The organism is Desertibaculum subflavum, from assembly GCA_003576705.1.
In the GTDB taxonomy this organism is placed as follows: Bacteria; Pseudomonadota; Alphaproteobacteria; order Ferrovibrionales; family Ferrovibrionaceae; genus Desertibaculum; species Desertibaculum subflavum.
On the sequence record QOZS01000010.1, the window covers coordinates 86,488 to 112,636 of the forward strand.

21 protein-coding genes are annotated in these 26,149 nt (G+C 68.1%); 11 read left to right on the forward strand and 10 right to left on the reverse strand.

Going from position 1 to position 26,149, the window contains the following annotated elements:
- Complete coding sequence (treZ, locus tag DT074_RS07255; RefSeq protein WP_368744511.1) at window positions 1-1,857, forward strand: malto-oligosyltrehalose trehalohydrolase; 1,857 nt, start codon at window positions 1-3, stop codon at window positions 1,855-1,857.
- Window positions 1,857-6,902 (forward strand): malto-oligosyltrehalose synthase, encoded by a 5,046-nt coding sequence (treY, locus tag DT074_RS07260; RefSeq protein ID WP_119419162.1) that lies wholly within the window; start codon window positions 1,857-1,859, stop codon window positions 6,900-6,902. Before treZ ends, treY begins: the two co-directional genes overlap by 1 nt.
- 9 nt (window positions 6,903-6,911) lie before the next feature.
- On the opposite strand, the gene DT074_RS07265 is transcribed toward treY, so the two are convergent.
- A complete protein-coding gene (locus DT074_RS07265) occupies window positions 6,912-8,555 on the reverse strand; it encodes an alpha-glucosidase family protein (RefSeq protein ID WP_119419163.1) in 1,644 nt (547 codons plus the stop codon).
- Between the two features lie 452 nt (window positions 8,556-9,007).
- On the opposite strand from DT074_RS07265, the gene DT074_RS07270 reads away from it, so the two are divergent.
- From DT074_RS07270 to DT074_RS07305, 8 genes are read left to right on the forward strand one after another with little or no spacing between them, the layout of a single operon-like run.
- A complete protein-coding gene (locus tag DT074_RS07270; RefSeq protein ID WP_119419164.1) occupies window positions 9,008-9,874 on the forward strand; it encodes an FAD binding domain-containing protein in 867 nt (288 codons plus the stop codon).
- A 1-nt stretch (window position 9,875) separates the two neighbouring features.
- On the forward strand, window positions 9,876-10,358 hold the full coding sequence (locus tag DT074_RS07275; RefSeq protein WP_119419165.1) for a (2Fe-2S)-binding protein: 483 nt from the start codon (window positions 9,876-9,878) through the stop codon (window positions 10,356-10,358).
- Window positions 10,355-12,637, forward strand: coding sequence for a xanthine dehydrogenase family protein molybdopterin-binding subunit (locus DT074_RS07280; RefSeq protein ID WP_119419166.1), 2,283 nt, complete (start codon window positions 10,355-10,357; stop codon window positions 12,635-12,637). The genes DT074_RS07275 and DT074_RS07280 overlap by 4 nt, the downstream gene beginning before the upstream one ends.
- A gap of 1 nt (window position 12,638) precedes the next feature.
- Complete coding sequence (locus DT074_RS07285; protein WP_119419167.1) at window positions 12,639-12,887, forward strand: MoaD/ThiS family protein; 249 nt, start codon at window positions 12,639-12,641, stop codon at window positions 12,885-12,887.
- A 20-nt stretch (window positions 12,888-12,907) separates the two neighbouring features.
- Window positions 12,908-13,762: an LLM class F420-dependent oxidoreductase gene (locus DT074_RS07290; RefSeq protein WP_119419168.1), complete on the forward strand. Its 855-nt coding sequence runs from the start codon at window positions 12,908-12,910 to the stop codon at window positions 13,760-13,762.
- A gap of 19 nt (window positions 13,763-13,781) precedes the next feature.
- Window positions 13,782-14,510: a transporter substrate-binding domain-containing protein gene (locus tag DT074_RS07295; protein WP_119419169.1), complete on the forward strand. Its 729-nt coding sequence runs from the start codon at window positions 13,782-13,784 to the stop codon at window positions 14,508-14,510.
- A 12-nt stretch (window positions 14,511-14,522) separates the two neighbouring features.
- Complete coding sequence (locus tag DT074_RS07300) at window positions 14,523-15,488, forward strand: 2-hydroxyacid dehydrogenase (RefSeq protein WP_119419170.1); 966 nt, start codon at window positions 14,523-14,525, stop codon at window positions 15,486-15,488.
- A 33-nt stretch (window positions 15,489-15,521) separates the two neighbouring features.
- Complete coding sequence (locus DT074_RS07305) at window positions 15,522-16,658, forward strand: amidohydrolase family protein (protein ID WP_119419171.1); 1,137 nt, start codon at window positions 15,522-15,524, stop codon at window positions 16,656-16,658.
- Window positions 16,659-16,662: 4 nt separating this feature from the next.
- Here the strand turns inward: DT074_RS07305 and DT074_RS07310 are convergent, their stop codons facing one another.
- The 8 genes from DT074_RS07310 to DT074_RS07350 are packed head-to-tail and all read right to left on the reverse strand — an operon-like array spanning window position 16,663 to window position 24,510.
- The gene (locus DT074_RS07310; protein WP_119419172.1) at window positions 16,663-17,559 is read right to left on the reverse strand and encodes an amidohydrolase family protein; all 897 of its coding nucleotides are present in this window, start codon (window positions 17,557-17,559) and stop codon (window positions 16,663-16,665) included.
- Window positions 17,556-18,557, reverse strand: a complete 1,002-nt coding sequence (locus DT074_RS07315; protein WP_119419173.1) for a hypothetical protein — start codon at window positions 18,555-18,557, stop codon at window positions 17,556-17,558. The genes DT074_RS07310 and DT074_RS07315 overlap by 4 nt, the downstream gene beginning before the upstream one ends.
- 1 nt (window position 18,558) lies before the next feature.
- Window positions 18,559-19,602 carry a hypothetical protein gene (locus tag DT074_RS07320; RefSeq protein WP_119419174.1) on the reverse strand — a complete coding sequence of 348 codons (1,044 nt, stop codon included), beginning with the start codon at window positions 19,600-19,602 and terminating at the stop codon, window positions 18,559-18,561.
- 16 nt (window positions 19,603-19,618) lie between these two features.
- A complete protein-coding gene (locus DT074_RS28670; protein ID WP_438503669.1) occupies window positions 19,619-20,137 on the reverse strand; it encodes a UGSC family (seleno)protein in 519 nt (172 codons plus the stop codon).
- Between the two features lie 36 nt (window positions 20,138-20,173).
- A complete protein-coding gene (locus tag DT074_RS07335) occupies window positions 20,174-21,079 on the reverse strand; it encodes an NAD(P)/FAD-dependent oxidoreductase (protein ID WP_162914698.1) in 906 nt (301 codons plus the stop codon).
- 28 nt (window positions 21,080-21,107) lie between these two features.
- Entirely contained in the window at window positions 21,108-21,557 is a 450-nt protein-coding gene (locus tag DT074_RS07340; RefSeq protein ID WP_119419178.1) for a hypothetical protein, read from the reverse strand.
- A 9-nt stretch (window positions 21,558-21,566) separates the two neighbouring features.
- The gene (locus DT074_RS07345) at window positions 21,567-23,174 is read right to left on the reverse strand and encodes a GMC family oxidoreductase (RefSeq protein ID WP_162914699.1); all 1,608 of its coding nucleotides are present in this window, start codon (window positions 23,172-23,174) and stop codon (window positions 21,567-21,569) included.
- A gap of 40 nt (window positions 23,175-23,214) precedes the next feature.
- Window positions 23,215-24,510 carry an NCS2 family permease gene (locus tag DT074_RS07350; RefSeq protein WP_119419179.1) on the reverse strand — a complete coding sequence of 432 codons (1,296 nt, stop codon included), beginning with the start codon at window positions 24,508-24,510 and terminating at the stop codon, window positions 23,215-23,217.
- 107 nt (window positions 24,511-24,617) lie between these two features.
- Between DT074_RS07350 and cobF the strand changes: the two genes are divergently transcribed.
- Window positions 24,618-25,379: a precorrin-6A synthase (deacetylating) gene (gene cobF / locus DT074_RS07355; RefSeq protein ID WP_119419180.1), complete on the forward strand. Its 762-nt coding sequence runs from the start codon at window positions 24,618-24,620 to the stop codon at window positions 25,377-25,379.
- On the opposite strand, the gene DT074_RS07360 is transcribed toward cobF, so the two are convergent.
- On the reverse strand, window positions 25,376-26,149 hold the full coding sequence (locus DT074_RS07360; RefSeq protein WP_119419181.1) for an adenosylcobinamide-GDP ribazoletransferase: 774 nt from the start codon (window positions 26,147-26,149) through the stop codon (window positions 25,376-25,378). The two genes, cobF and DT074_RS07360, sit on opposite strands and share 4 nt — an antisense overlap.

The window sequence follows — 26,149 nt, forward strand, 5'->3', positions numbered from 1 at the left end:
GTGCGGCGCGCGCATGCGATGCCGTTCGGCGCGATCCTCGACGCCGGTCGCGGGACCAGCTTTCGCCTGTGGGCGCCGGCGGCGCGGCAAGTCGAGCTCTGCCTGCGCACGGCCGACGGTGCCGCCTTGCCGCCCGCGCCCATGCCGCGCGCGGCCGACGGGTGGTACAGCGCGGAGAGCGCCGCCGCGGCGGCCGGTGCGCGCTACAGCTTCCGGATCGACGGCGAGATGGAGATTCCCGACCCGGCGTCGCGCTTCCAGCCGGATGGGGTGCATGGCCCGAGCGAGGTCATCGATCCCGGCGCGTTCGACTGGGCAGATCACGAATGGAACGGCCGGCCATGGCATGAGACGGTGCTGTATGAGCTGCATCTCGGCAGCTTCACGCCCGAAGGCACCTGCAAGGCGGCGATCGAGCGGCTGGATCATCTGCGCGACCTCGGCGTCACCGCCATCGAGCTGATGCCGCTCGCCGAGTTTCCTGGCGCGCGTAACTGGGGCTATGACGGCACGCTGCCGTTCGCGCCGACGCGGGCCTATGGCCGCCCGGAGGATCTGAAGCAATTGGTGCAGGCCGCGCATCAACGCGGCCTGATGGTGTTCCTGGACGTGGTGTACAATCACTTCGGCCCGGAAGGGAACTACCTGCACCGCTACGCGCCGGACTTCTTCACCGACCGGCACCAGACGCCCTGGGGCGCCGCGATCAATTTCGACGCCCCCGGCAGCCCGACGGTGCGCGACTTCTTCGTGCACAACGCGCTCTATTGGCTGGAGGAGTTCCACATCGACGGACTGCGCCTCGACGCGGTGCATGCGATCCGCGACGACAGCAGGCCCGACATCCTGGAGGAGCTCGCCGCGCGGGTCGCGACGGACCTGCCGGGCCGGCAGGTCCATCTCGTCCTGGAGAACGACGACAACGCCGCGCGCTACCTGGCGCGCGACGCGGCGGGGCGCCCGACCCGCTATGCGGCGCAGTGGAACGACGACATCCACCACGTCCTACATGTGCTCGCGACCGGCGAGACGACGGGCTATTACGGCGACTACGGTTCGGAGCCGCACCGGCGCCTGGGGCGCGCCCTGGCCGAAGGCTTCGTCTATCAAGGCGAGCCTTCGCCGCATCGCGGCGGCGCGGCGCGCGGCGAGCCCAGCGCCGGCCTTCCGCCCACCGCCTTCGTCGCCTTTCTGCAGAACCACGACCAGGTGGGCAATCGCGCCATGGGCGAGCGGATCTCGGCGCTGGCGGACGCGCCGGCGCTGCGGGCGGCCATGTCCGTGGTCCTGCTGTCGCCGCAGATACCGATGCTGTTCATGGGCGAAGAATGGCACGCGCCGCAGCCCTTCCCCTTCTTCTGCGATTTCGGATCCGAGCTTGCCGACGCCGTGCGCGAGGGGCGGCGGCGGGAATTCGCGCGCTTCCCGGAATTCGCCGATCCGGTGGCGCAGGCGCGGATCCCCGATCCACTTCTGGAAGCGACCTTCGCCGCGGCGAAGCTGGATTGGAGCGTGCTCGGCCGCGAGCCGCACCGGACCTGGCTTGAATTCGTCCGCTCTCTGCTGGCGATACGGCACCGCGAGATCGTACCGCGGCTGGCGGATATCGGCGCCGGGAGCGGCAGTTGCACGATGCATGGCGATTCGGCCGTCGAGATTTGCTGGCGCCTCGGTGACGGCTCGACCCTGCAAGCCGTTCTGGCGCTGTCGGCCCAGAGCAGCGCGGGCGTGAAGATACCGCGGCGCGGCCGCCCGCTGTTTGTCACCGAGCCTGACGCGTCCACGCGCGCGCAATTCGATGATCTGCCGCCCTGGTTCGCCGGCTGGTTCCTGGCCGCGCCGGGAGACGCCGGCTGATGGACGACGAGCTGGATGCGCTCTGCCGCCGGGCCGGCATCGAGCGTGTCTATTTCGACCACGCCGGCATGCGGCGCGAGGCGGATGCGGAAACCATCCGCGCCCTCGCTGAGGCCCTGGGCGTGACCGGCGACGATACCGCGGATGAGCCCGCCGCCATCGATCCCGTCACCGTGTGGCGCGCGGGCACCGGCCCGCCGGAGATCATTCTGACGCTTGCCGCGGCGGCCGATCCCGGTATCGAGTGGAGCCTGACCGAGGAGGACGGCACGCCGCATGCCGGGTTGACGCATGCGACGGCGCTGGAGCTGGTCGAGACGGTGATCCGGGGCGGCCGGCACTGGGAGAAGCGGCGCCTGGTGCTGCCGCTGTCGCCGGCGCCGGGCTATCACCGCTTCGAGCTGCGCATTGCCGACGCACCGGCGGGCCCGGCGGAAGCCCTGCTGATCGCCGCGCCGTCGCGGGCATATGCGCCGAGCCCTCTCGACGAGGGTGCCCGGGTCTGGGGCATCTCGGTCCAGCTCTATTCTCTGCGGTCCGGATTCGACTGGGGCATAGGCGATTTCGGCGACCTTGCCGACATGCTGCGCCGCGCCGCGCGGGCGGGCGCCAGTCTGGTCGGCATCAATCCGGTGCATGCGCTCTATCTGGACGAACCGGCGCGATCGAGCCCTTATTCGCCGAACAGCCGGCGGTTCCTCAATCCCCTCTACATCGACGTCGAGGCCGTGCCGGACTTCGCGGAATGTGCCGAGGCGCAGGCCCTGGTCGGCAGCGCCGAGTTTGAGGCTGAACTCGCAGAGCTGCGTCGGCGGCCGCTGGTCGACTATCCCGCGGCGGCGCGGTGCAAGTGGAGAATCCTGGAACTGCTGTTCCGATCGTTCCGCGATCACCATATTGCGCGCCAGACCGCCAGGGCGAGGCGGTTCCGCGCCTTTCAGCGCGAGCATGGCGCGGCGCTGCAGCGGTTCTGCGTCTTCCAGGCCTTGCGCGAGACCCACGGGCGGGAAAATCCCTCGCTCCGCTATTGGCGCAACTGGCCGATCGAGCTTCAGGACCCGGGCTCGCCCGCCGTCGCGCGCTTTGCCGCGGCGAATCGCCAGCGCATCGAATACCTCGCCTATCTGCAGTGGATCGCGGAGGAGCAGGCCGCCGCCTGCGCCGCCGCCGCGCGCGAGGCCGGCATGCCGATCGGCCTCTACAAGGATCTCGCAGTGGGCGTCGACGGCGGCGCCGCCGATGCATGGTCGGAACAGGACGTGATCGTGCCGGGCTGGAGCATGGGGGCGCCGCCCGACAGCCTGAGCAGCAAGGGCCAGGATTGGGGTCTGTCCCCGCTCAGCCCGATCGCCCTCAAGCGCGAGCGCTATCGGCCCTTCATCGAGCTGATCCGCGCCAACATGCGGCATGCCGGCGCCATGCGCATCGATCATATCCTTGGCCTGTGGCGTGCTTTCTGGATTCGGCATGGGGAGCCGGCGGCGCGCGGCGCCTATGTGCGATACCCGTTCGCCGATCTTGTCGGAATCCTGATCCTGGAAAGCCATCGGCAGCGCTGCCTGATCGTCGGCGAGGATCTCGGCACCGTGCCGGAGGGCCTGCGCGAGGAGCTGGAACGGGCGGGCATTCTCTCCTACCGGCTGCTGCTCTTCGAGCGGGAGGTGGACGGACGGCCGCGCCGTCCGGCCGACTATCCGAGCGCCGCCCTGGTCGCGGTGAGCACTCATGACCTGCCGACCTTCCCGAGTTTCTGGCGCGGCGACGATATCAAGTTGCGCGCGCGGCTGGGCTTCCTGCCGGATCAAGGGCAGGTCGAGGCGGAACAACGCAATCGCGCCGTCGATCGCGACGCTCTGCTTGCAGCGTTTCGCGACGAGCGCCTGGTCGGCGATGAAGAGCATCAACGGACGCCTGTGGAAGCGGCCTATCGCTTCCTCGCCCGGTCGCGCGGGCAGATCCTGATGATGCATCTGGAAGATCCGCTTGGCGTGATCGAGCAGATCAATGTGCCCAGCACCAACGAGGAACACCCGAACTGGCAGCTTCGCCTGCCCCATGAACTGGAAGCGGTGTTCGCCGACCCGCGCGTCACAGCGCTTTGCCGCATATTGAACGCCGAGCGCCCGGCCCCGACGGCTGTGCTGATGGCGCGGCTGGCCGTGCCGCTTTCCACCTATCGCCTGCAATTCAACGCCCGCTTCACCCTCAGGCAAGCGCTCGACGTGGTGCCGTATCTCGCCGCACTCGGCATCAGCCACGTCTACGCCTCGCCGCTGCTGAAAGCGCGGCCCGGGAGCGAGCACGGCTACGACATCACCGACCACAACAACCTGAACTCCGAGATCGGCAGCTGGGACGATTTCGTGCACTTCACCGATGCGCTGCGGGCGCACGGCATGGGCCTGGTGCTCGACTTCGTTCCCAACCACATGGGCATCGGCAAGGCCGACAATGCCTGGTGGCTCGACGTTCTCGAATGGGGCCAGGGGTCCGGCTTTGCCGAGTTCTTCGATATCGACTGGATGCCGGCCAAGCCGGAGCTGTTCGGCAAGCTGCTGCTGCCGCTGCTCGGCGAGCACTACGGCATCGTGCTCGAACGCGGCGAGCTGGTTCTGCGGTTCGCGCCCGAAGAGGGCGCGCTGAGCGTCTGGTACTACGAGCACCGGCTGCCCTTGCGGCCGCGATCCTATGCCGTCGTCATCCGCCGCCAACTGGCCCGGAACGGCGACGGGACATCGATTGCGGCACCGCTGCGCGAAGAGTTGACGCGCCTGGCGGAAGAATTCGATCGGGTGCGACGTGTCGGCCGGCAACGCCGCGATATGGCGCGCAGCATCGCCGCCGGCCTCAAGGCCAGGCTGGCGCAGCTCTGCCGCGAGGATCCGGCCGCCGCGCAGTTCATGGAGGATGCCACGGCATCCTTCGCAGGCCGGCCCGGCGACAGCGAGAGCTTCCGGCCGCTGCACGGCTTGCTGGAGCGCCAGCATTACCGGCTGGCTTTCTGGCGCGTCGCCGCCGACGAGGTGAACTACCGCCGCTTCTTCAACATCAACGAGCTGGCCGGCATCCGGATGGAGAATCGGCGGCTGTTCGACATCGCGCATGGCCTGATCGGGCGAATGATCGCCGAAGGCCGATTGCAGGGCCTGAGACTGGACCATGTCGACGGCATGTTCGACCCGGAGGCTTATTTTCGCCGCCTGCAGGCGCTGGCACGTGCGCGGCAGCCGGCGCAGGGTGACGCAACCCTTCGCTTCTATGTCGTCGCCGAGAAGATCCTGGCGCGGCACGAGGCCTTGCGGCCAAGTTGGGCGATCGCCGGCACCACCGGCTATGAAACCGGCGTCCTGATCAATGGCCTGTTCGTCGACCCTGCCGGGGAAGCCGAATGCGACGAGGCCTATCGCAGCTTCACCCACGACGCATCGAGCTTCGAGGAGATCGCCCCAGCCGCCAAGGACCTGGTGATCGAGAACCTGCTGTCGAGCGAGCTCAGCAGCCTCGCCAATGAGATCGACCGCATCGTCGAACGACATTGGGCCACGCGCGACTTCACGCGGCAGCGTCTGCGCGATGCGTTGAAGGCAATTGTCAGGCACTTTCCGGTGTATCGAACCTACGTGACCGCTCGCACGATCACGGCGGAGGACAGGCGCGACATCGATTGGGCGGTGAAGCGGGCCAGGCGCGAATGGCGCGGCGCCGACGTGCAGATCTTCGACCTGCTGCACGACGCGTTGACCGGCGACCTCGCCTCGCAGAGCTTCGCCTTCGGCCGCGCCGAGCTGGCCCGCTTCGCCATGCGATTCCAGCAATACACCGGCCCGGTGATGGCGAAGTCGGTCGAGGATACGGCGTTCTACCGCTATCGCCGCCTGATCTCTCTCAACGAAGTGGGTGGCGATCCCGGACAGTTCGGCGCGTCGCCCGCCGCCTTCCACCATGCGAACCGACAGCGCGCGCGACAATGGCCCCATTCGATGCTGGCAACGTCGACCCACGACACCAAACGCGGCGAGGACGCGCGGGCGCGCATCGACGTGCTGACGGAGCTGCCGGCGGCGTGGCGCGAGCGCGCCGATCGCTGGGCGATGCTGAACCGCCTGCTGCGCCAGGATCTTGACGGCCTTCCCGCGCCGACGCCCGGCGACGAGTACATGCTGTATCAGGCCCTGCTGGGCGCCTGGCCCGCCGCGTTCGCCGGCGGCGCCTTGGAAGCGAAGACGCTCGCTGCCCTGACGGCGCGGATCGAACGCTACGTGGTCAAGGCCGTGCGCGAGGCGAAGCTGATCTCGAGCTGGGACAGCCCGAACGACGCCTATGAAGCGGCCTGCACGGCGTTCATCCGCGGCGCGCTCGACAACACCCGGACCAATCCGTTTCTGGCGGATTTCGCCGCCTTTGCCGAGGGCATCGCCTTCTTCGGCATGCTGAACAGCCTGTCGCAGCTGGCATTGCGGATGACGATTCCCGGCATTCCCGACGCGTATCAGGGGACCGAGCTGTGGGACCTGAGCCTGGTCGATCCGGACAACCGTGGCGAAGTCGATTTCGTGGCGCGGCACAGACGGCAGGAAGAGATCGCGCACACGGACCACGCGGCGGCGGAAGCCCGCCTGGACGCGCTGCGCCAGGACCTGGCGCGCTGGACCGACGGTCAGATCAAGCTCCGGCTGCTGCACCGGCTCGCGCGCGCGCGACAAGAATATCCCGATCTGTTCCGGCAGGGGGCATATGAGCCGCTGGTTGCCGTCGGTAGCGAGGCAGACCATGTCGTCGCGCTCCAGCGACGGTATCGCGACGAGCGCGCGATCGTGGTGGCGGGCCGGCTCTTCGTCTCGCTGCTCGGCGCCGAGGCGAGGAGTTATCGAAGCGCGTGGAACGATACCCGGCTGGTTCTGCCCGCCGATCACAGCGGCAGATGGCGAGAGATATTCACCGGCCGGATCTGGGCGCTGCGTTCGCAGGAAGCCGCTGTCATGCCGCTGATCGGCGATCTTCTGGCGGAACTTCCGGTCGCCGTTCTGGTGCGCGAACGGCCCTGAGGGCGGCGGCTATTCGGCCGCCAAGGTGAAGTCGGCGCAGCCATGCGCCGCGGGCGCGCGGGCGAAGACGGCACCGTGGGCATCGAGCTGAACCGTCGACGGCGACACGGCGGCAAAGCCATGACCGCCGATCGGCGTCATCGGCGGTCCGAAGCTGAGGTCCAGCGTCACCGGTTCGGCACTGAAATTGAACGCGGCCAACACGCGCCCCTCGCCGCTGAACCGCTCGAATGCTAGCGTCTGGCCCGGCACCGACAATGCGTGAAGCCGCCCCATGCGCAGCTCCGGATGCGCGCGCCGCCAGCGCAGCGCCGACCGCCAGGAATTCAGGATGGAGCCGGGATCCGCCTCCTGCATGTCGACCGCGCGGCCGCGATGCGCGCGTGACACCGGCAGCCACGGCGTCCGCGCCGCCGAGAAACCGGCATGTCGCGCCGACATGGTCCAGGGCATCGGCGTGCGCGACCCGTCGCGACCGGAGAAGACCGGATGGAACGCGGCGCCGTAGGGATCGCGCATGCGGTCATGCGGCACCTTCGCCTGCGGCAGGCCAAGCTCCTCGCCCTGGTAGAGGCAGACCGTGCCGGGCAGCGCGAGCAGCAGGTTCATCAGCAATCGCCCGAACCGGTCGCCGCCCTTGGCGCCGCCCCAGCGGCTGACCGCGCGCTCCACATCGTGGTTGCTGAAAGCCCAGCAGAAGCCGGCCTCGCTGGCCCGCGCCTGCAGCGCGAAGGCATCGTTGAAGAGCTCCGGCGTGAAGCCCCGCTTCATCAGGCCGAGCGTGTAGGCCATGTGAAGCTTACCTTCGCCGGGCGCGCTGTAGGCGAGGCAGCGCTCGAGCGCCCCATCCTCGCTCGACACCTCGCCCAACGTGACGGCGCCGTATTCGTCGGCGAGCGCGCGGATGCGCGCGAGGAATTCGTGGGTGCCGGCGCCCATCATGTCGTGCAGGTGATATTGCAGACGGAAGGGCCGCGACGGAATCTCGCCGTCGGCCGGCGGGCGCGGCGGGTTGTCCTTCAGGTCCGGGTCGTGGAACATGAAGTCGACGGCATCGAAACGGAAGCCGTCGACGCCGCGGTCCAACCAGAACCGCGCGGTTCCGAGCAGCGCCTCGACCACCGCCTCGTTGCGCAGGTTCAGCGACGGCTGGTCCGATAGAAAATGATGCAGGTAGTACTGGCGGCGGATCGGATTCCAGGTCCATGCACCGCCACCGAACACGGAAAGCCAATTGTTGGGCGGACCGCCATCGGGACGCGGATCGGCCCAAGTGTACCAGTCGGCCTTTGCCGCGTCGCGCCCGGCACGACTTTCGCGGAACCACGCATGATGATCGGAAGTGTGGCTCCAAACCTGGTCGATCATCACCTTGAGGCCCAGGCGGTGGGCCTTCTCGACGATGGCGTCGAAATGGCCGAGCGTGCCGAGGGCGGGATGGACGCCGCAATGATCGGCCACGTCATAGCCGAAATCCTTGAGCGGCGACGGGAAGAAGGGCGAGAGCCAGATCGCATCGACGCCGAGCGATGCCACATAGTCCAGCCGGCCGAGAACGCCGGGCAGGTCGCCGAGGCCGTCGCCGTCGCTGTCGCAGAAACTGAGCGGATAGATCTGATAGATGACCGCGCCGCGCCACCAATCCGACGACATGTCCTAGACCTTCCTTCTGCGGCAGGCCGATGCCGGCCTCCGCACGCCATCGCTGGCGGGCCGCCTCCGGCGTCGCGCCGTCAGCCGCCGATCCCTGGCCTGGAATGCCGGGTTCGGCCCGAGTCGGGCAAATGGAATATCCATCAACCTTCGCTAAAGCGCGGTTAACCCATCTCTGTTCGCCACCCGACTTGCCCCCCAACGGACGGCCGAAGCGCGCGAAAACGAATCTAGCTTGTGACAGAGGCCGGCGGCATCGGCCACTTGGCCGATCCGGCCGGCGCTTGCGAATCTCACAAATTCAGATCGAAGCGGGCCTGCCGACGACGAGCCGATTGTGCTTCGCGGCCGCATCGCGTCAAATGGGCCACGAGGAGGAGCGCGCGGCACGGGTTGGATGCCTAACAATAAAGTGCGTGCGCGACCGTTGCTCTGTTCGGGAGGGGCAAAGAATGATGGAAGCGCAGTATCGGGCGCCTGGTTCGGTCGACGAGGCCGTGGCGCTGATGGCGGGGGCCGGCGGCAAGGGACGGGTATTGGCCGGCGGCACCGATCTTCTGGTCCAGATGCGGGCCGGCATGGTGGCGCCCGGCCTGATCGTCGACGTCAAGCGCATCGCCGAGATGACCGCGATCAGCCAGATTGCCGGCGCCTGGCGCGTCGGCGCGGCGGTGACCGGGGCCGAAATCCACGACCATGCCGGCCTGAAGAAGGCCTGGCCCGGCGTGGTGGAAGCGATCAACCTGATCGGGTCGAAGCAGGTGCAGGGCCGCGCCTCGGCCGGCGGCAATCTGTGCAATGCCTCGCCGGCCGCGGACAGCGTGCCGGCCCTGGTCGCCGCCGGCGCCATCGCCACGGTGCAGGGGCCGAACGGCCGGCGCGAGGTGCCGGTCGAGCAGATCCCGGCAGGTCCCGGCAAGACCAGCCTCAAGCCGGGCGAGATCGTCGTCAGCTTCACCCTGCCGGCCCGGCCGGCCGGTTCGGGCGATGCCTATCTGCGCCTGATCCCGCGCACCGAGATGGACATCGCCGTGGTGGGCTGCGGCGTCAACCTGACCATGAAGGACGGCACCTGCACCGCGGCGCGGGTGGCGCTCGGCGCCGTCGCGCCGACCGTGCTGCTGGTGGAGGGCGCGGCCAAGGCGCTGGTCGGATCGAAGCTGGACGACAAGGCAATCGAGGCGGCCGCCGCCGCCTGCCGCGCCGCCTGCAAGCCGATCGACGACAAGCGGGGCACCATCGTCTACCGCACCAAGATTGCCGGCGTCCTGCTCAAGCGCGCCGTCGCCATCGCCGCCGAGCGCGCGAGGAGCAACTGACATGTCGAAGACCCACGTCACCACCACCATCAACGGCGAGCCGACGGAATATCTCTGCGAGGCGTCGCAGAGCATGCTGGATGTGCTGCGCGACGAGCTCGACCTGACCGGCACCAAGGAGGGCTGCGGCTCCGGCGATTGCGGCGCCTGCTCCATCATCGTCGACGACCGGCTGGTTTGCGCCTGCCTGATGCTCGGCGCCGAGGCCGAGGGCCGCCGCGTGCTCACCATCGAGGGCATGAGCCACGGCGACAAGCTGCACCCGCTGCAGCAGAAGTTCATCGAGATGGCGGCGCTGCAATGCGGCGTCTGCACGCCCGGCATGTTGATCGCGGCCAAGGCGCTGCTCGACCGCAATCCGAACCCGAGCGAGACCGAAGTGCGCTTCGGCCTCGCCGGCAATCTCTGCCGTTGCACCGGTTACGACAAGATCGTCCGCGCGGTCCTCGATGTGGCCGCCGAACAGAGGGAGACCACGCGATGAGCGAACAACGCCGCTACAAGTGGGTCGGGACCCGCCAGAACCGTCCGGACGGCGCCGACAAGGTGACCGGCCGCGCCCGCTTCGGCGCCGATTTCAACCTTCCGGGCGAGCTGGTCGGCAAGGTGCTGCGCAGCCCGCATGCGCATGCCGTGATCAAGTCGATCGACGTCAGCAAGGCCGCGGCACTGCCGGGCGTGAAGGCCGTCGTCACCGGCGCCGATTTCCCCGAGCAGCCGGACCAGTTGCTGCCCGCGGGCGAGATGCAGGTCAACCTGCGCGACGTGACGCGCAACGTGATGGCCAAGGAGAAGGCGCTGTACGAGGGCCATGCCATCGCCGCCGTCGCCGCCACCACGGCAGCGGTCGCGCAAGAGGCGCTGTCGCTGATCAAGGTCGACTACGAGGTGCTGCCGCATGTGATCGACGTGCAGGAAGCGATGAAGGACGGCGCGCCGATCCTGCACCCGCATATGCGCACCGACGGCGTGAAGCCGGCGCCGGAAAAGGCCTCGAACATCGCCAAGCGTCTGGAATTCAACAAGGGCGATGCGGCCGCCGGCTTCGGCAAGGCCGATATCGTCATCGAGCGCGAGTTCACGACGCAGCCGGTGCACCAGGGCTATATCGAGCCGCATGCGGCATTGGCGAGCGCGGCCGAGGACGGCCAGGTTCAGCTCTGGACCACGACGCAGGGCCATTTCCAGGTGCGCGGCTTCTGCTGCCGCCTGCTGAACCTCGAGACCTCGCAGCTCCGCGTCACGCCTTCGGAGATCGGCGGCGGTTTCGGCGGCAAGACGGTGGTCTATCTGGAGCCGGTGGCGATCCGCCTGTCGCAGAAGGCCGGCAAGCCGGTGAAAATGGTGATGTCGCGGGAAGAGGTGTTCCGCGCGTCGGGGCCGACGTCCGGCGGCTGGGTGAAGGTGAAGATGGGCGCCAAGAAGGACGGCACCATCGTCGCGGCCGATATCACGGTCGCGCTGCAGGCCGGCGCCTTCGCCGGCTCGCCGGTGGGTCCGAGCTGCATGTGCAGCATGGCCTGCTATGACGTCGAGAACATCCATGTCGTCGGCTACGACGTGGTGAGCAACCGGCCGAAGGTCGCGGCGTATCGCGCGCCCGGCGCGCCGATCTCGGCCTGGGCGGTCGAGTCGGTGGTCGACATGGTGGCGCAGGAGCTGAATATCGACCCGATCGATTTGCGTCTGAAGAACGCGGCGAAGCAGGGCACCAAGACGCATTACGGCCCGACCTTCGGCGTGATCGGCATGGTCGAGACCCTGGAAGCCGCCAAGGCCTCGCCGCACTACAAGTCGAAGGTGAAGCCGGGCTATGCCCGCGGCGTCGCCGCCGGCTTCTGGTTCAATGTCGGCGCCGATTCTTCGGCTGCCGCGCATGTGGGCGAGGACGGCAGCGTCACCATCATCTCCGGCAATCCGGATATCGGCGGCTCGCGCGCCTCGCTCGCCCTGATGGCGGCGGAGGAGCTCGGCATCGACTACAAGAAGGTGCGGCCGATCGTGGCCGACACCGCTTCGATCGGCTTCAACTTCGTCACCGGCGGCAGCCGCGTCACCTTTGCGACCGGCCTCGCCGTGGTGAACGCGACGCGCGACATGATCGGCCAGCTGAAGCAGCGCGCGGCGAAGCTGTGGGAGGTCGATGTCGACGCCGTGGTGTGGGAGGACGGCGAGGCGCGGCCCTCCAGCACCAATGTCGGCAAGTTCGAGCCGCTCTCGCTCGCCAAGCTCGCGGCGAGCGCGAGCCGCACCGGCGGACCGATCAACGGTCATGCGCAGCTCAATGCGCAAGGCGCCGGCCCGGGCTTCGGCGTCCACATTGTCGACCTGAAGGTGGATCCCGATACCGGCATCTGCACCATCGACCGCTATACCGCGGTGCAGGATGTCGGCACCGCCATCCATCCTTCCTATGTGGAAGGCCAGCTGCAGGGCGGCGCGGCGCAGGGCATCGGCTGGGCGCTGAACGAGGAATACATCTACGACGCCAAGGGCCGGCTGCTGAATCCGGGCTTCCTGGATTACCGCATGCCGGTCGCATCCGACCTGCCGATGATCGAGACCGTGCTGGTCGAGGTGCCGAACCCCGCGCATCCCTACGGCGTGCGCGGCGTGGGCGAGGTGCCGATCATTCCGCCGATGGCGGCGATCGGCAGCGCGATCGCGCGGGCGACCGGCGTGCGCATGGTCGACCTGCCGATCTCGCCGCCGAGGCTTTCGGCGGCCCTCGACGCGGCGACGCCCCGGATGGCGGCGGAGTAGCTTGGCGCGGGTCATTCTGACCTACTCGTTCGCCAAGCAGTTCGCGGACGGGCAGACCGAGATCGAGCTGCCGGGCCGTACGGTCCGGCAGCTGATCCGTGCGCTGGAGGCGCGCTTTCCGGCGCTGGAAGGCCATCTCGAAGGCGACATCGCCGTCGTCATCGACGGTGTCGTGCACCAGAACGCGCTTCTGGAAGAGGTGGCAGAAGATTCCGAAGTGGCGTTCATCCCGCCGATCGGCGGTGGGTGACCGGGCGGGAGGCTGAGGCCATGCAGATCGGCGCCGCGATGTTCTTCACCGACTACTCGATCCGGGCCGACGCGCTGGCGCGGGCGTTGGAAGAGCGCGGCTTCGAATCACTCTGGGCGCCGGAGCATTCGCATATTCCGGCCTCGCGCGCGACGCCGTTTCCGCAAGGCGGCGACCTGCCGAAGAAATATTACGACGTGATGGATCCCTTCGTGTCGCTCAGCGTCGCTGCCACGGTCACCCGCAAGCTGAAGGTCGCGACCGGCATCTGCCTGGTGGTGCAGCGCGACCCGATCCAGACGGCGAAGCTGGTCGCCTCGCTGGACCAGGTGTCGAACGGCCGCTTCATGTTCGGCGTCGGCGCCGGCTGGAACGCCGAGGAGATGGCCGATCACGGCACCGAGTTCAAGACGCGGTTCCGCCTGATGGCGGAGCGCATCGCGGCGATGAAGCAGATCTGGACCGAGGAGAAGGCCGAATTCCACGGCGAGTTCGTGAACTTTCCGCCCCTGCAGACCTGGCCGAAACCGGTGCAGAAGCCGCACCCGCCGGTGATCGTCGGCGGCGTGTTCCCGCATGGCGCCCGGCGTGCGCTTGCCTTCGGCAATGGCTGGATGCCGCATGTGAGCCGGCCGCAATACGGCGATGTCGGCGACTTCCTGCCGCGCTTCCGGCAGATGGCGGCGGAAGCGGGCCGCGATCCCGCCAGCGTGCCGGTGACCGCCTGGGCGGTGCCGGATGATATCGACCGGTTGAAGCGCTACCGCGATCTGGGCGTCGAGCGGTCGGTGGTCAGCCTGCCATCCGATCCGGCGGATAAGCTGCTGCCCACGCTCGACCGCTGGGCCGGGTTCATCGAACAGCTCAAGAGCTGAGACAGCGCGGGGGAGAGAAATGCCGTCATCCGACATCGTCGCCGAGCTTGCGCCGACCGGCGTTCTGCGCGCCGGCATCAACCTGGGCAACTTCCTGCTGGTGACCGGGCGCACGGCGAGCGGCGATCCGGCCGGCGTGGCGCCCGACATGGCGGCGGCGATCGCTGGCAAGCTTGGCGTGCCCGTGAAGTACGTGCCCTACAAGACGCCGGGCGAGCTTGCCGATGCCGGCGGCACCGGCGCCTGGGATATCGGGCTGATCGGGGCGGAGCCGGCACGGGCGGAGAAGATCGCCTTCACCGCGGCCTATTGCGAGATCGAGGCAACCTATCTCGTTCCTGCCGGATCGAAGCTCTCCAGCATCGCCGATGTGGACAAGCCGGGCGTGCGCATCGCGGTCAGCGCGCGCAGCGCCTACGACCTGTGGCTGGAGCGGAATATCAAGCAGGCGACCTTGCTGCGCGCGGCCGGCCTCGACGCCTCCTTCGATTTGTTCGTCAACGACAAGCTGGACGCGCTGGCGGGATTGAAGCCGCGTCTGCTGTCGGACGTGGAGAAGCTGCCCGGCGCACGCCTCCTGCCGGGCAAGTTCACGGCCGTGCAGCAGGCGGTCGGCACCGCGCGGAGCAATAAGGCAGGCGCGGCATTTCTCAGCAGATTCGTCGAGGATGCCAAAGCCTCCGGCCTGGTCGCCGAACTGATCGCGAAGCACAAGGTCGTGGGGCTCTCTGTCGCACCGGCGGCCTGAGGAGGATCGAGTATGCGTCCGCGTATCGTGGTGGTGACCCAGGCGATGGTCGATGAGGAGGTCGTGCGCGAGATGGCGCCCGACGGCTTCGAGCTGCAGATCGCCAAGCCCGGCAGCGGCGACTGGCAGACGGCGATCGGCGGCGCCGAATATCTCGTCGGCTTCGTCGACATGCTGGTCAAGGAAGAGCTCTATCGCGGCGCGCCGAGGCTGAAGCTGGTGCAATGCCTGAGCGCCGGCTATGACCGCGCCGATATCGCCGCGGCCCGGCGCGCCAATGTCCCGCTTGCCAACAACGGCGGCGCCAATTCGGTCGCGGTTTCGGAACACGCGATCCTGCTGATGCTGGCGGTGTCGCGCCAGCTGATCCGCCAGCATGCGAGCGTCGCCGCCGGCCGCTGGCGCGGCAACTCGACCCCGCGGCTGCACGAGCTGCGCGGCCGCACGCTCGGCATCGTCGGCCTCGGCACCATCGGCAAGAAGACGGCGCGGCTCGCCCAGGCCTTCGGCATGCCGGTGCATTACTACGACATCGCCCGCCTGCCCGAGGATGCCGAAGATGCGCTGAACGTGCGGTTCCGGCTCTATCGCGAGCTGCTCCGCACCTCCGACGTCGTCTCGCTGCACGTGCCGCTCAATGCCTCTACCAAGGGCATGCTGGGCGAGGCGGAGCTGGCGCTGATGAAGGCGGACGCGATCCTGATCAACACCAGCCGCGGACCGGTGGTGGACGAGAAGGCGCTCCACCGCGCGCTCGCCGACGGCAAGCTCGCCGGCGCCGGCCTCGACGTCTTCGAGCAGGAACCGCCGCCCGCCGACAATCCGCTGTTCACCCTCGACAATGTCATCCTGACCGCCCACATGGCCGGGCCGACGCAGGAGAGCAATATCGGGCGGCTGCGCAACGCTTTCGACAATGTGCAGCGCGTCGCGCGCGGCGAGCCGCCGCTCTGGGTGGTGCCCGAATTCACCGATTGACGCGGCGCACCCGCTGGCTGGGAGGAGAGGTCGATGCAGTACGACGTCATTTCCGCCGATGGCCATGTCGACCTGATCTGGCTGCCGCCCGATCTCTTCACCGCCAATGCCTCCGAAAAGTTCCGCGATCGCATGCCCTATGTGACGGAGAGCCCGGACGGACCGCGCTGGGTCAGCCGCAACGGCGCGCAGTTCGGGCTGGTCAACGGCATGGGCTCGGCCGGACGCAAATACGTGCCTGGCGAGATCCATCGCTCCGACCGCATGGCCTCGACCGGCCTCTATGACGACGGCAGGAAGGGCATCCGCCGCCTGACCGAGCCGGACCTGCGCCTCAAGGACCAGGACCGCGACGGCGTGCAGGCGGAGGTGCTCTATGGCGTGCTGGGCTCGAGCGGCCGCCTGAACGATGGCGAGGCGGCGGTCGAGATGCTGCGCATCTACAACGACTGGCTGCACGATTTCTGCCGCAGCCATCCCGACCGGCTGATCGGCCTCGCCAACATCCCGAGCCACGATATCGACGCCGCCGTCGCCGAGGTGAAGCGCGCGGCGGCGCGCGGCGTGCGCGGCATCGACGTCGCCAACCGGCCGGACATGATCCCGCTCTATGACGAGGTCTACGAGCCGCTCTGGCAGATCGCGCACGAGACCGGCATCCCGGTGCATTTCCATACCATCGGCGGGCGGTCGCCGGATTACAGCAAGATGAGCCGGGTGATGGCGCGGCGCGCCTTCGCGACCCACATCACCGGCTTCCAGATGCATATGAGCTACATGCTGATCCAGCTGATCTTCAGCGGGGCGCTGGCGCGCTATCCGAACCTGAAGGTGGTGATCGGCGAGGCCGGGCTCGGCTGGATCCCCTATGTGCTGCAGCACATGGACCTGGAATGGGAGGACCAGTTCAAGGACCTGGACCTGAAGATGCGCCCGAGCGAGTACTGGCGCCGCCAGTGCTATGCGACCTATCAGACCGACCCGATCGGCATCAAGCTGCTGCAGGATCTCGGCGAGGACAACGTGATGTGGGGATCGGACTTTCCGCATCCCGACGGCATCTGGCCGGATTCACGGGAGTTCATCGATCGCGAGCTCGGCCACCTGCCGGCAACGACACGCCGCAAGGTGATCTGCGACACCGCCGCGAAGCTCTACCGGCTGCAGTAGCCGGTCAGAACCCGTAGAGCACGGCCGGGTTGTCGACCAGGACGCGCTTGCGCGCGGCCGGATCGGGCAACCAGCGGCCGAGCAACTCGAGCGTCTCCACCGTCGGCATCATCGGCTTCGAGAAGCGCACATGCGGCCAGTCGCTGCCCCAGACCATCCGGTTGGGCGCGGCGGCGATCAGTGCCTGCGCCATCGGATCGACATCCTCGAAGTCGTGGTTCTTCTGGCTGGCGCGGTAGGCGCCGGAGATCTTCACCCAGGTGCGGCCGGTCTTCAGCAGATCCAGCATGGTGCGGAAGGCGGGATGGCCGGTGCCCTCCGGCAGGTGCACGCCGGCCATATGATCGATCACCACCGGCACGGATAGCTTGGGCAGGCGCGGCGCGACATCGACCAGGCGCTGCGGCGTGGTGAGCAGCTGCACATGCCAGCCGAGCGGCGCGATCCGCTGAGCCAAGGTCTCCAGCGCGTCGAAGCCGATGCCGCCGCCGATCGAGACATTGAGCCTGACGCCGCGCACGCCGATCTCGTGCATCGAGCGGAGATCCGCTTCCGGCACGTCCGGCGGCACCACCACGACACCGCGCAGCCGCTTGGGATGGCGGCGCATCACTTCCAGCATCAGGCGGTTGTCGGTGCCGTGCACGCTGACCTGCACCAGCACGCCGCGATCGATGCCGAGCCCGTCGAGCATGCGGAAATATTCCGCCTCGCTCGCCGCCGGCGGCGTGTAGCTGCGGTCGGCGACGAAGGGATAGGCGACGCCGTCGCCGATCACATGCGCATGCGTGTCGCAGGCGCCGGGCGGCACCGGCCAGGAGGGCCGCTGCATCTGCGGCAACGGGCCCGTGCAAGCCGGTGCCGAAGCAGTGGCGAGCGGATGGTGCGGCGCTTGCGTCATTCTTTCCTCCCGAGAGATTCGATCGCACGGGTAACCGATCGCGTGCCGCCCATCCAGAGCGGCGGATAGGTCATCTTCAGGCCGGCCCCGCCGGTGACGATCGGATGGATGTCCCGCGGCGATGCGGCGATACGCGCGGCAGATTCGCTTTGGTTGAACAGGTAATCCTGCGCGGCGGCGAGATCCCACCCGCCGCGCTCGATCATGCGCGCCATCTCGGGCGGCAACAGGAAGAACTGCTCGCCGCCGGGGCGCTCCCGTCCCGCCGAGGCCGCCAGCCGCGCCCCGCGCATGGCGTCAAGCATGGGGCGCAGCACCGCCTGCGGGCTGCTGCCGCCATCGACCGGCAGCACTTCCATGGTGCCCGAGACGCCGAGCACGGTCACAGCGTCGGCCTCGCGCGTGAAGCCGCGGCGAACATGCAGTGGCGGCGCCCAGGGATCGTCGACTTCCGCGAAGGCAAAGGTGTACTTGCCGGGCTGGCCCATGGTCGCCATGTCGCCGACGCCCGGATGCGCGCCGCCGATATTGGTGAGCGCCAGTCGGATGGCACGGCCGATGCAGGCATTGGCGCGGTTGCCGGGTCCGAGACAATTGGCGCTGGCGTTCATGCCGAGGCGCGCGGCGATCGGTCCATGCACGATTGCGGCGACAGTCGGCGTTCCTGTCGTCGTCTGGATGCCGAGCAGGTTGAAATCTGGCTCCAGGCAGGCGGTCACCGCGGCCAGCACCACCGGCAGCTCGGCCGGAACGCAGCCAGCCAGCACGCATTGATAGGCGACGGCCGATACCGTCAGCTCGCCGAACAGCGGCGGCACCTGGCCGAAGGACCGGCTCGGTTCGGCGACGCCCTGCAGCATGCGAGCGAGGCGCGACCGCGTCGGCGGCACCAGCGGCAGGCCGTCGCCGAGCTGCAGCGCATCGAGCGCGGCCTGCGCTTCCTCGAAGCTGACATTGTCGCCGAAAAGGGGAAGCTCTTCGCTGCCGATGCCGGACATATCAGGCCGGCAGCGCCACCCGCACCGAGCAGACGGCGGTGCCGCCGAAGGACGGGATATAGGCCGAATGCTTGCCCGGACCGCCGGCGACGACGATGTGAATGTCCTCGACCGTCGGCGACATCGGATACCAATCGCCATCCGGATGGCGGCCGGTCGAAGCATAGCTCTCGCGGTTCTCCTTGGAGACGCGGGAGATGTGCACGCGGGCGCGGCGGAAGACCTCCTCGCGCAGGGCCTCGATGGTCCAGCCGTCGCGGTGCAGCGTCTCGGCATGCTCGGGCCCCAGCACCAGCACGTAAGGCCCCTTGCCGTAGATGAGATTGGAGCCCGGCTGAGCGATCGATTCGCAGATCGTGGTCAGCACGCCTTCGGCCGTGGTGCTGCCATGGTCGTTGATGTTGTGCGGCGCCTCGCCGGACATCACCGTGACCACGCTGTCGGTGGCGGCGAAGCCGCGGCGGACGTGATAGGGCGCCCAGGGACTCACCTCCTCGTTCTCGCCGAAGCAGAACGAGAACTTGGCCGGCGAGCCCTGCGTCGAGCGGTCCATCACGCCGGGCCTGGCGCCGCCGACATTCAGCAGGATGAGTTCCAATGCCCGGCCGATCGTCGCATTGGCGCGCCAGCCCTGGCCGAAGCAGTTGCTGCCGCAATTGATGTCCAGCGCCTGGCGCAGCGGCCCGCTCACCATGATCATCGGCGCGCAGGGATGCGTCGTGGCCAGCGTGCCGTGCAGGTTGTATTCCGGCGACAGCACGCCGCGCAGCGCCGCCAGCACGACCGGGAAATATTCCGGCTTGCAGCCCGCCATCACCGCGTTGGCGGCGAGGCTCGCCAAGGTCGGCACCACCTGGCGCGGCGAGATCGGCGCGAAGGTCTGGTTGTCGCCGCGGGCGGCGGCGGTGAAGCGCGCCACCGCCGCCTCGGTCGGCATGACCAGCGGCATGCCGTCGCTCCAGCCTTGCGCCAGGGCGAAGTCGTTCCAGGCCTCGCTGTCCGGGATGTCGAGGTCGATGACCTCGCTCGAGCTGAAGTCGTTCATCCCCTCTTCCCGAACGCTATTTCGCGATCAGCTCGCGGATGCCCTCGAAGGCGCGGTCGATGCGCTCCGCCAGCTCCGTCGCGTTGAGGCCGCCCACCGGGTGCTTGACCACGACCAGCTTGGGCTCGATCTTCCGCGCCTTGGCCTGGGCGAGCACCAGCGGTCGGAACGTCTCGGTCGCGATCACCACGCCGGCCACGCCCCGCTTCTCCAGCTCTACCGAGTCGTGGAAACTCCACGACGAACAGGAGCCTCAATCGGCGAGCGCAAGCAGCGCGATGCGATAGCTCTGCGCGACCTCGGCCAAGGTCTCGGCCGGGGCCGCCTGGCTCGCGCTGTTCTTCTGCGCATAGCCGATATTGTCGATCCCGCGGATGGTCGCGAGCTTGGCCTTGAGCCCGTCCAGCAGCTCGCGCGCATTCGGCTTGGAATTCGAGAACAGGACGATCGGGTCCTTCAGCCAGTCGACGGCGCCGCTGGCCAGCACTTCGGAACCGGCCGGCATGACACCGAAGGACGGATTGATGATCCGCATAATGCTTTCCTCCCTTCGCCGGGACGTTTCCGCCCCTCAACCTGCCAGCGCGCCCAATACGGCCTGACCGGCTCGACGCCCGTCCGCCGCCGCTTCGGCTACGGACTGGACGGCACCGGCACGCACGTCGCCAGCAGCATAGAGCAATGATGCGCCGGCCCGCTGGTTCTCGTCCACCCGAATTCGCAGGCCTTCGTCGCGCGTGACCAGATCGCCGGCGAAATCGGTTGCGGGCCGACGGTCCGTGTAGACGAACAGGCCGCGCACCGGCACGGCCGCTTGGCGGCCGCCCTGGTCCAGCACGACCGATTGCAGTCCGTCCTCTCCCTGCAAGCCAAGAATGCGGCCCGGCAGGACCGCGACATTTGGCAAAGACGTAAGGTGCCGGATGCGCGGGTCGGCAGTGTCCAAGGTGGCCGTGCCGGTGACAACAGTGGTTCGGCCCGCCGTTTCCGCCAGTTCGATCGCTTCCTGAAGGGCCCAGCGATCGGCGCCGGCCACCATGACATCGGCGCCGGCATAGAGCGGCCCGTCGCAGGCGGCACAATGCGACAGGCCCTGACCTTCGAAGCGGGCTTCGTCGTCGATGCCGAGCCGGCCGTTGCCAAGCCCCGTCGCGACGATGACGGCGCGGGCGGTGAAGCTTTCCGACTCCGTCTGTACCGTCCAGACATCGCCCGGCCGCAGTGACTGAACTTCGCCGATGGCGAGTTCGGCACCGGCACCCATCGCGTCATCGGTCAGGCTGGCCACATGGTCCGGGCCGCTGGTGCCCGCGGGCAAGTCCGGGCAATCGACCAAAGCCCCCAGATTGATCAGGAGGCCGCCGGGGCCCATCCGGTCGATGCAGAGGCAGCGCAGGCCGCCGCGTGCCACGATTGCTGCGGCGGTCAGGCCGGCGACACCGGCGCCGATCACGATCGCGTCGAAGGACGTCGTCACATCCAGCGCCTCTTTGCTGCCGCCATGATCAGGGTGCCCGGCGATAGAACGGGGCGCGCCCGCGCACCGGGTCGAGCAGCGACCAGTCACCCTGCTCGACCTCGTGCCCGCGGGGGAAAGGCGGGCGCGGCTCCTGCCCGAGCGAGCGCATCACCCGATCGTCGCGATAGTAGCAGAGCAGCACCACGCGATTTAGCGCGAAGAGCGGCGCACCGCCTTCCCGCTTGAAGGCCGCGGCGATTTCGGCACGGCGTCCCGCCGGAAGATCGGCGAAGCTGCCGCCGGCCATGCGTGCCAGCAATGCCAGCGCGGCCCGCGCATCTGCCGTGTCTCGCTCCAGACTGCGCAGGATGTCGGCGAAGATCAGGTCGTCGTCAGCACCGGGCACACCGTAGACGTCGCTCGCCGGAATCATCAGCGCCGCCAGCGCGCGCAAGTCGCGCGTCTCGGCTTCGGTCAGGGGATTGTCGCGGTCCATTGCATGGCCTCAATCGAACAGCGTGGCGTCGGCGAGGCGCCGCTTGATGCTGTCGGCGATATAGAGCGCCAGCGCCTGGATGGTCGAGGTCGGGTTCACGCCGCCGGCCGTGACCCAGATGCTGCCGTCGACGATGAACATGTTCTTCACGTCGTGGCAGCGGCCCCATTCGTTGACCACCGAGCGCGCCGGATCGGTGCCCATCCGCGCCGTGCCGAGCAGGTGCCAGCCGCCGTTCAGGATCGGCCGCTCCACCGCGATGTTGCGGGCGCCGGCGGCCTCCAGGATTTCCGTCGCCCGCGCGATGCCGTGATCCATCATGCGGTGACTGTTCTCGCTGATCGTGTAGTCGATGCGCGGCGCCGGGATGCCGTGCGAATCCTTGAGGACCGGATCCAGCGTGACGCGGTTGTGCTCCTCGGGCAGGTCCTCGCAGATCGCCGATAGCCCGATGCGGCGGTTGAGCAATTGCTCCCGATAGATGCGGTGATGCTCCTCGCCCCAGGGCAAACGACCCGCGGCCGTGCTGACGATTGCCTCGACGATCGAGCCGAAGCCGCGGCCGAACTGAAAGGCATAGCCGCGCACGAAATCGCGCCGGTGGTCGGTCTCATAGAACTCGTGGCTCCACAGGCAGAGCGGCGGGCCGTGATTACCGTCGAGCGGCTCGTCGACATAACCGTAGGTCAGCGCATAGGGGTGGAACATCAGGTTCTTACCCACCAGGCCGCTCGAATTCGCGATGCCGTCGGGAAAGCGGCCGGAAACCGAATTCAGCATCAGCCGCGGGGTGCCGACGCCGTTGCAGGCGACGATCACCATCTCGGCCGGCTGGAACTGCTCGCGGCCCTCGGCATCGTAATAGACGACGCCGGAGGCCATGCCACGCTCGTCGAGCGCAATCTCGCGCACCCGGGCGCGGGTCCTCAGCTCCACGCCGGCGCGGATCGCATGCGGCCAGTAGGTGATGTCGGTGCTCGCCTTGGCGCCCTGCGCACAGCCCGGCGTGCAATGGCCGAGGTTGAGACAGCGCCCGCGACCGTCGTAATCGACCGTCGCGATGGTGGTGTCGGAAGGCCACCAGTGCCAGCCGAGCTTGTTCATCGCACGGCCGAAGCGCTGGCCCGATTTGCCGAGCGGCAGCGGCGGCATCGGCGGCTGCTTCGGCGGATAGGCGGGATCGCCGGCCAGGCCGGAGACGCCCATCATGCGATCGTTCTCGGCAAAGAACGGCTCCAAGGTCGCGTAGTCGACCGGCCAGTCATCGGCGACGCCGTCGAGAGTCCGGACCTTGAAATCGGAGGGATGCAGGCGCGGATAATGCGCCGTGTACATGATGGTGCTGCCGCCGACGCCGTTGAAATTCACCACCTTGATCGGCGAGTTCGCGTCGTTGATCGGATAGTCGGTCGGCCGCGCCCGCCGGTTCGGGTTGACGGCGAAATCGGAGAAGAGGCGCGCCTCCCAGTCGCGGCCATTGCTCGGGTAATCGGTCGGCTTCACCCAATCGCCCTGCTCCAGGCAGAGGATGCGCATTTTGGTTTCGGCCAGGCTCCACGCCACGGCGGCGCCGGAGGCGCCCGAACCGATGATCAGCACGTCAACCTTCTCGTTCACTGGGCCCTCCCCTCCGACTGTGCAAACCTGCGGCCGCCGCTCAGATCCAGGCGAACTTGATCACGAACAGCACCGCGAGGATGCCCACCACCGGATGCACCTCGCGGGCGCGGCCGGAGGCGACCTTGATCGCCGCATAGGTGATGAAGCCAAGCGCGATGCCGTGGGCGATCGAGAAGGTGAAGGGCATGGCCAGCGCGGTGACGACCGCGGGCGCGTACTCCGTCACATCCTCCCAGTCGATCTCGACCATGCTGCGCGCCATCATGCAGGCGACGAAGAGCAGCGCCGGCGCGGTGGCATGCGCCGGGATCGAGGCGGCGAGCGGCGCGAAGAACAGCGTCAACAGGAACAGCAGGCCGACCACGACAGCGGTGAGCCCGGTGCGGCCGCCCGCCTTGATGCCGGCGGCGCTCTCGATGTAGCTGGTCGTGGTGGAGGTGCCGACCATAGCGCCCACCACCGTCGCCGTGGAATCGGCCAGCAGCGCGTTGCGCAACCCCGCCGCCGGCATCTTGCCGTCCGGGTCGAGCAGGCCGGCACGATGCAGCACGCCGACCAGCGTGCCCGCCGTATCGAACAGGTCGACGAACAGAAAGGCGAAGACGATGCTGATCAGGCCGATCTTCAGCGCACCGCCGATATCGAGCTGGAACAGCACCGGTGCCGGGCTCGGCGGCAGCGAGACGATGCCGCCGTACTGCGCTTGGCCGACCAGCATGGCGAGCACGGTGACGGCCAGGATGCCGATGATGATCGATCCCGTGACCTCCAGCCGGTCGAGCGCAACGATCACGACGAAGCCGATGCCGCAGAGGATCGGTGCCCACTTGGTCAGATCGCCGATGGTCACGAAGGTCGCCGGGTGCGCCACGACGACCCCGGCGCCCTTCAGCGCAATGATGCCGAGGAACATGCCGATGCCGGCGCCGATCGCCATCTTGAGCGAGCGCGGGATGGCATTGATGATCTTCTCGCGCACCGGCAGCACGCTGAGCAGGATGAAGATCAGGCCGGAGAGGAAGACCGCGCCGAGCGCGACCTGCCACGTATAGCCCATGGTCTTCACCACGAAGAAGGTGAAGTAGGCGTTGAGGCCCATGCCCGGGGCGAGCGCGATCGGATAATTGCTGAGCAGGCCCATGGCGATGCTGCCATAGGCCGCGGCCAGGCAGGTTGCGACGAAGGCGGCGTTCCGGTCCATGCCCGCGATCTCCATGATCGACGGATTGACCGCGGCGATATAGGCCATGGTGAGGAACGTGGTCAGCCCGGCCAGCAGTTCGGTCGGCACGGTGGACCCGCGCTCGCGGATCCTGAAAAATTGTTCGAGCATGCGCCCCCCTTGGTGCTGCGACCGGGGTCTATCGCCATCCATCCCCGGTCCTGTGCCGCTTTGCGCGTATACTAGATTTGAATTGATCGGCGGTCATCGGGCGAGACATGAAGCAGGTTCTGATCATCGGCATCGGTGCGGGCGATCCCGAGCAGATCACCGTCCAGGCAGTGAATGCGCTGAACCGCGCCGATGTGTTGTTCGTGATGGACAAGGGTCCTGCCAAGGCGAAGCTCGCCGCCTACCGGAAGGAAATCTGCCGGCGCTATATCCGGCACGACCGCTTTCGTGTCGTCGAGGCGGAGAGCCCGGAGCGCGACGTTGCCGCGACGGATTACGATGCCGCGGTCGGTGATCTGAACCGGCGCAAGCAGGACGTGTTCGAACGGCTGATCGTCGAGGAGATCCCCGAGGGCGGCTGCGGCGCCTTCCTGACCTGGGGCGATCCGTCGCTCTACGACAGCACGATCCGCAATGTCGAAGCGGTGGCGCGGAAGGGTCACCGATTCGAATACGAAGTGATTCCCGGCATCAGCAGCATCCAGATGCTGGCGGCCCGGCACCGGACGACGCTCAACCGCATCGGCCAATCGGTCGCGGTGACGACCGGCCGCCGACTTGCCGAGGGCTGGCCGGCCGATTCCGACAGCGTCGTGGTGATGCTGGATGCCGGCGACAGCTACAAGCGCTTCGCGGAGCAGGATGTCGACATCGTGTGGGGCGCCTATCTCGGCACGCCGGACGAGATTCTGGTCGCCGGGAAGATCCGCGATGTGGCGCCCGAAATCGAACGGAAGCGAGCGGCGGCACGCCGTGCGAACGGCTGGATCATGGATTGCTATCTGATGCGGCGACGCAAAACCGACTAACCCGCCAGAGCAAGCGCCGTGATTGCCCCAGCCTCGGCGACGGCAACGATGGCGCCGAGCACGTCGCCCGTATAGCCATCCAGCCGCCGATTGGCCTTGGCGGCAATCGGAATCGCGAGGGCCAGGGCCACGAGTACCGCCAAGAAGGGCCCGGACCAATCTCCAAGCAGGATCGAGCCGACAAGCCATACGAGCGCGAGCGCGAGCGCTGCCGCGATCACTTGCACTGCCTGCGGCCGGTCGGCGGCGACCGCGGCGCCATCCGTGCGTGCCAAAGGCAACAGGAGCATCACCGGCGCGATCGCAAACCGGCCGGCGGCATGCGACAGCGCCAGCGACACGGCCGCCGCCGAGGCAGACGCGAAGCTCGCCAGCGCCGCCACCCGCACCAGCAGCAGCAGCGCAAGGCCCGCCGCGCCGAATACGCCGAGACGGCTGTCGCGCATGGCGGCCAGACGGTCGGCGGCGGTGCCCCGGCAACCCATGCCGTCGCAGAAATCGGCGAAGCCGTCCTCGTGCAGCAGGCCGGTCAGCAGGACAGGGACGATCACGGCGGCCACGGCGGCGAGAAGCGGCGTCGCGCCCAGCGCCTGCAGCAGCGCCCAGGCAAGCCCACCGGCAGTGCCGACCAGCGCGCCGACCAGCGGGAAGGCCCACAAGGTCTCGGCCAGCTTCGGCGCCGGCTGCTGCGCGGTATAGGGCCAAGGGATGCGGGTCAGCCAATGGATCGCCACGATCCATTCGTCGTAGGCACGCCGCAGCCGGTCCAT

Excerpts from the sequence above, each read along its gene's own strand:
- treY (WP_119419162.1), top strand. The coding sequence starts at position 1,857 with ATGGACGACGAGCTGGATGCGCTCTGCCGCCGGGCCGGCATCGAGCGT.
- DT074_RS07265 (WP_119419163.1), bottom strand. The coding sequence starts at position 8,555 with ATGTCGTCGGATTGGTGGCGCGGCGCGGTCATCTATCAGATCTATCCG.
- DT074_RS07270 (WP_119419164.1), top strand. The coding sequence starts at position 9,008 with ATGATGGAAGCGCAGTATCGGGCGCCTGGTTCGGTCGACGAGGCCGTG.
- DT074_RS07275 (WP_119419165.1), top strand. The coding sequence starts at position 9,876 with ATGTCGAAGACCCACGTCACCACCACCATCAACGGCGAGCCGACGGAA.
- DT074_RS07280 (WP_119419166.1), top strand. The coding sequence starts at position 10,355 with ATGAGCGAACAACGCCGCTACAAGTGGGTCGGGACCCGCCAGAACCGT.
- DT074_RS07290 (WP_119419168.1), top strand. The coding sequence starts at position 12,908 with ATGCAGATCGGCGCCGCGATGTTCTTCACCGACTACTCGATCCGGGCC.
- DT074_RS07295 (WP_119419169.1), top strand. The coding sequence starts at position 13,782 with ATGCCGTCATCCGACATCGTCGCCGAGCTTGCGCCGACCGGCGTTCTG.
- DT074_RS07300 (WP_119419170.1), top strand. The coding sequence starts at position 14,523 with ATGCGTCCGCGTATCGTGGTGGTGACCCAGGCGATGGTCGATGAGGAG.
- DT074_RS07305 (WP_119419171.1), top strand. The coding sequence starts at position 15,522 with ATGCAGTACGACGTCATTTCCGCCGATGGCCATGTCGACCTGATCTGG.
- DT074_RS07310 (WP_119419172.1), bottom strand. The coding sequence starts at position 17,559 with ATGACGCAAGCGCCGCACCATCCGCTCGCCACTGCTTCGGCACCGGCT.
- DT074_RS07315 (WP_119419173.1), bottom strand. The coding sequence starts at position 18,557 with ATGTCCGGCATCGGCAGCGAAGAGCTTCCCCTTTTCGGCGACAATGTC.
- DT074_RS07320 (WP_119419174.1), bottom strand. The coding sequence starts at position 19,602 with ATGAACGACTTCAGCTCGAGCGAGGTCATCGACCTCGACATCCCGGAC.
- DT074_RS07340 (WP_119419178.1), bottom strand. The coding sequence starts at position 21,557 with ATGGACCGCGACAATCCCCTGACCGAAGCCGAGACGCGCGACTTGCGC.
- DT074_RS07350 (WP_119419179.1), bottom strand. The coding sequence starts at position 24,510 with ATGCTCGAACAATTTTTCAGGATCCGCGAGCGCGGGTCCACCGTGCCG.
- cobF (WP_119419180.1), top strand. The coding sequence starts at position 24,618 with ATGAAGCAGGTTCTGATCATCGGCATCGGTGCGGGCGATCCCGAGCAG.
- DT074_RS07360 (WP_119419181.1), bottom strand. The coding sequence starts at position 26,149 with ATGGACCGGCTGCGGCGTGCCTACGACGAATGGATCGTGGCGATCCAT.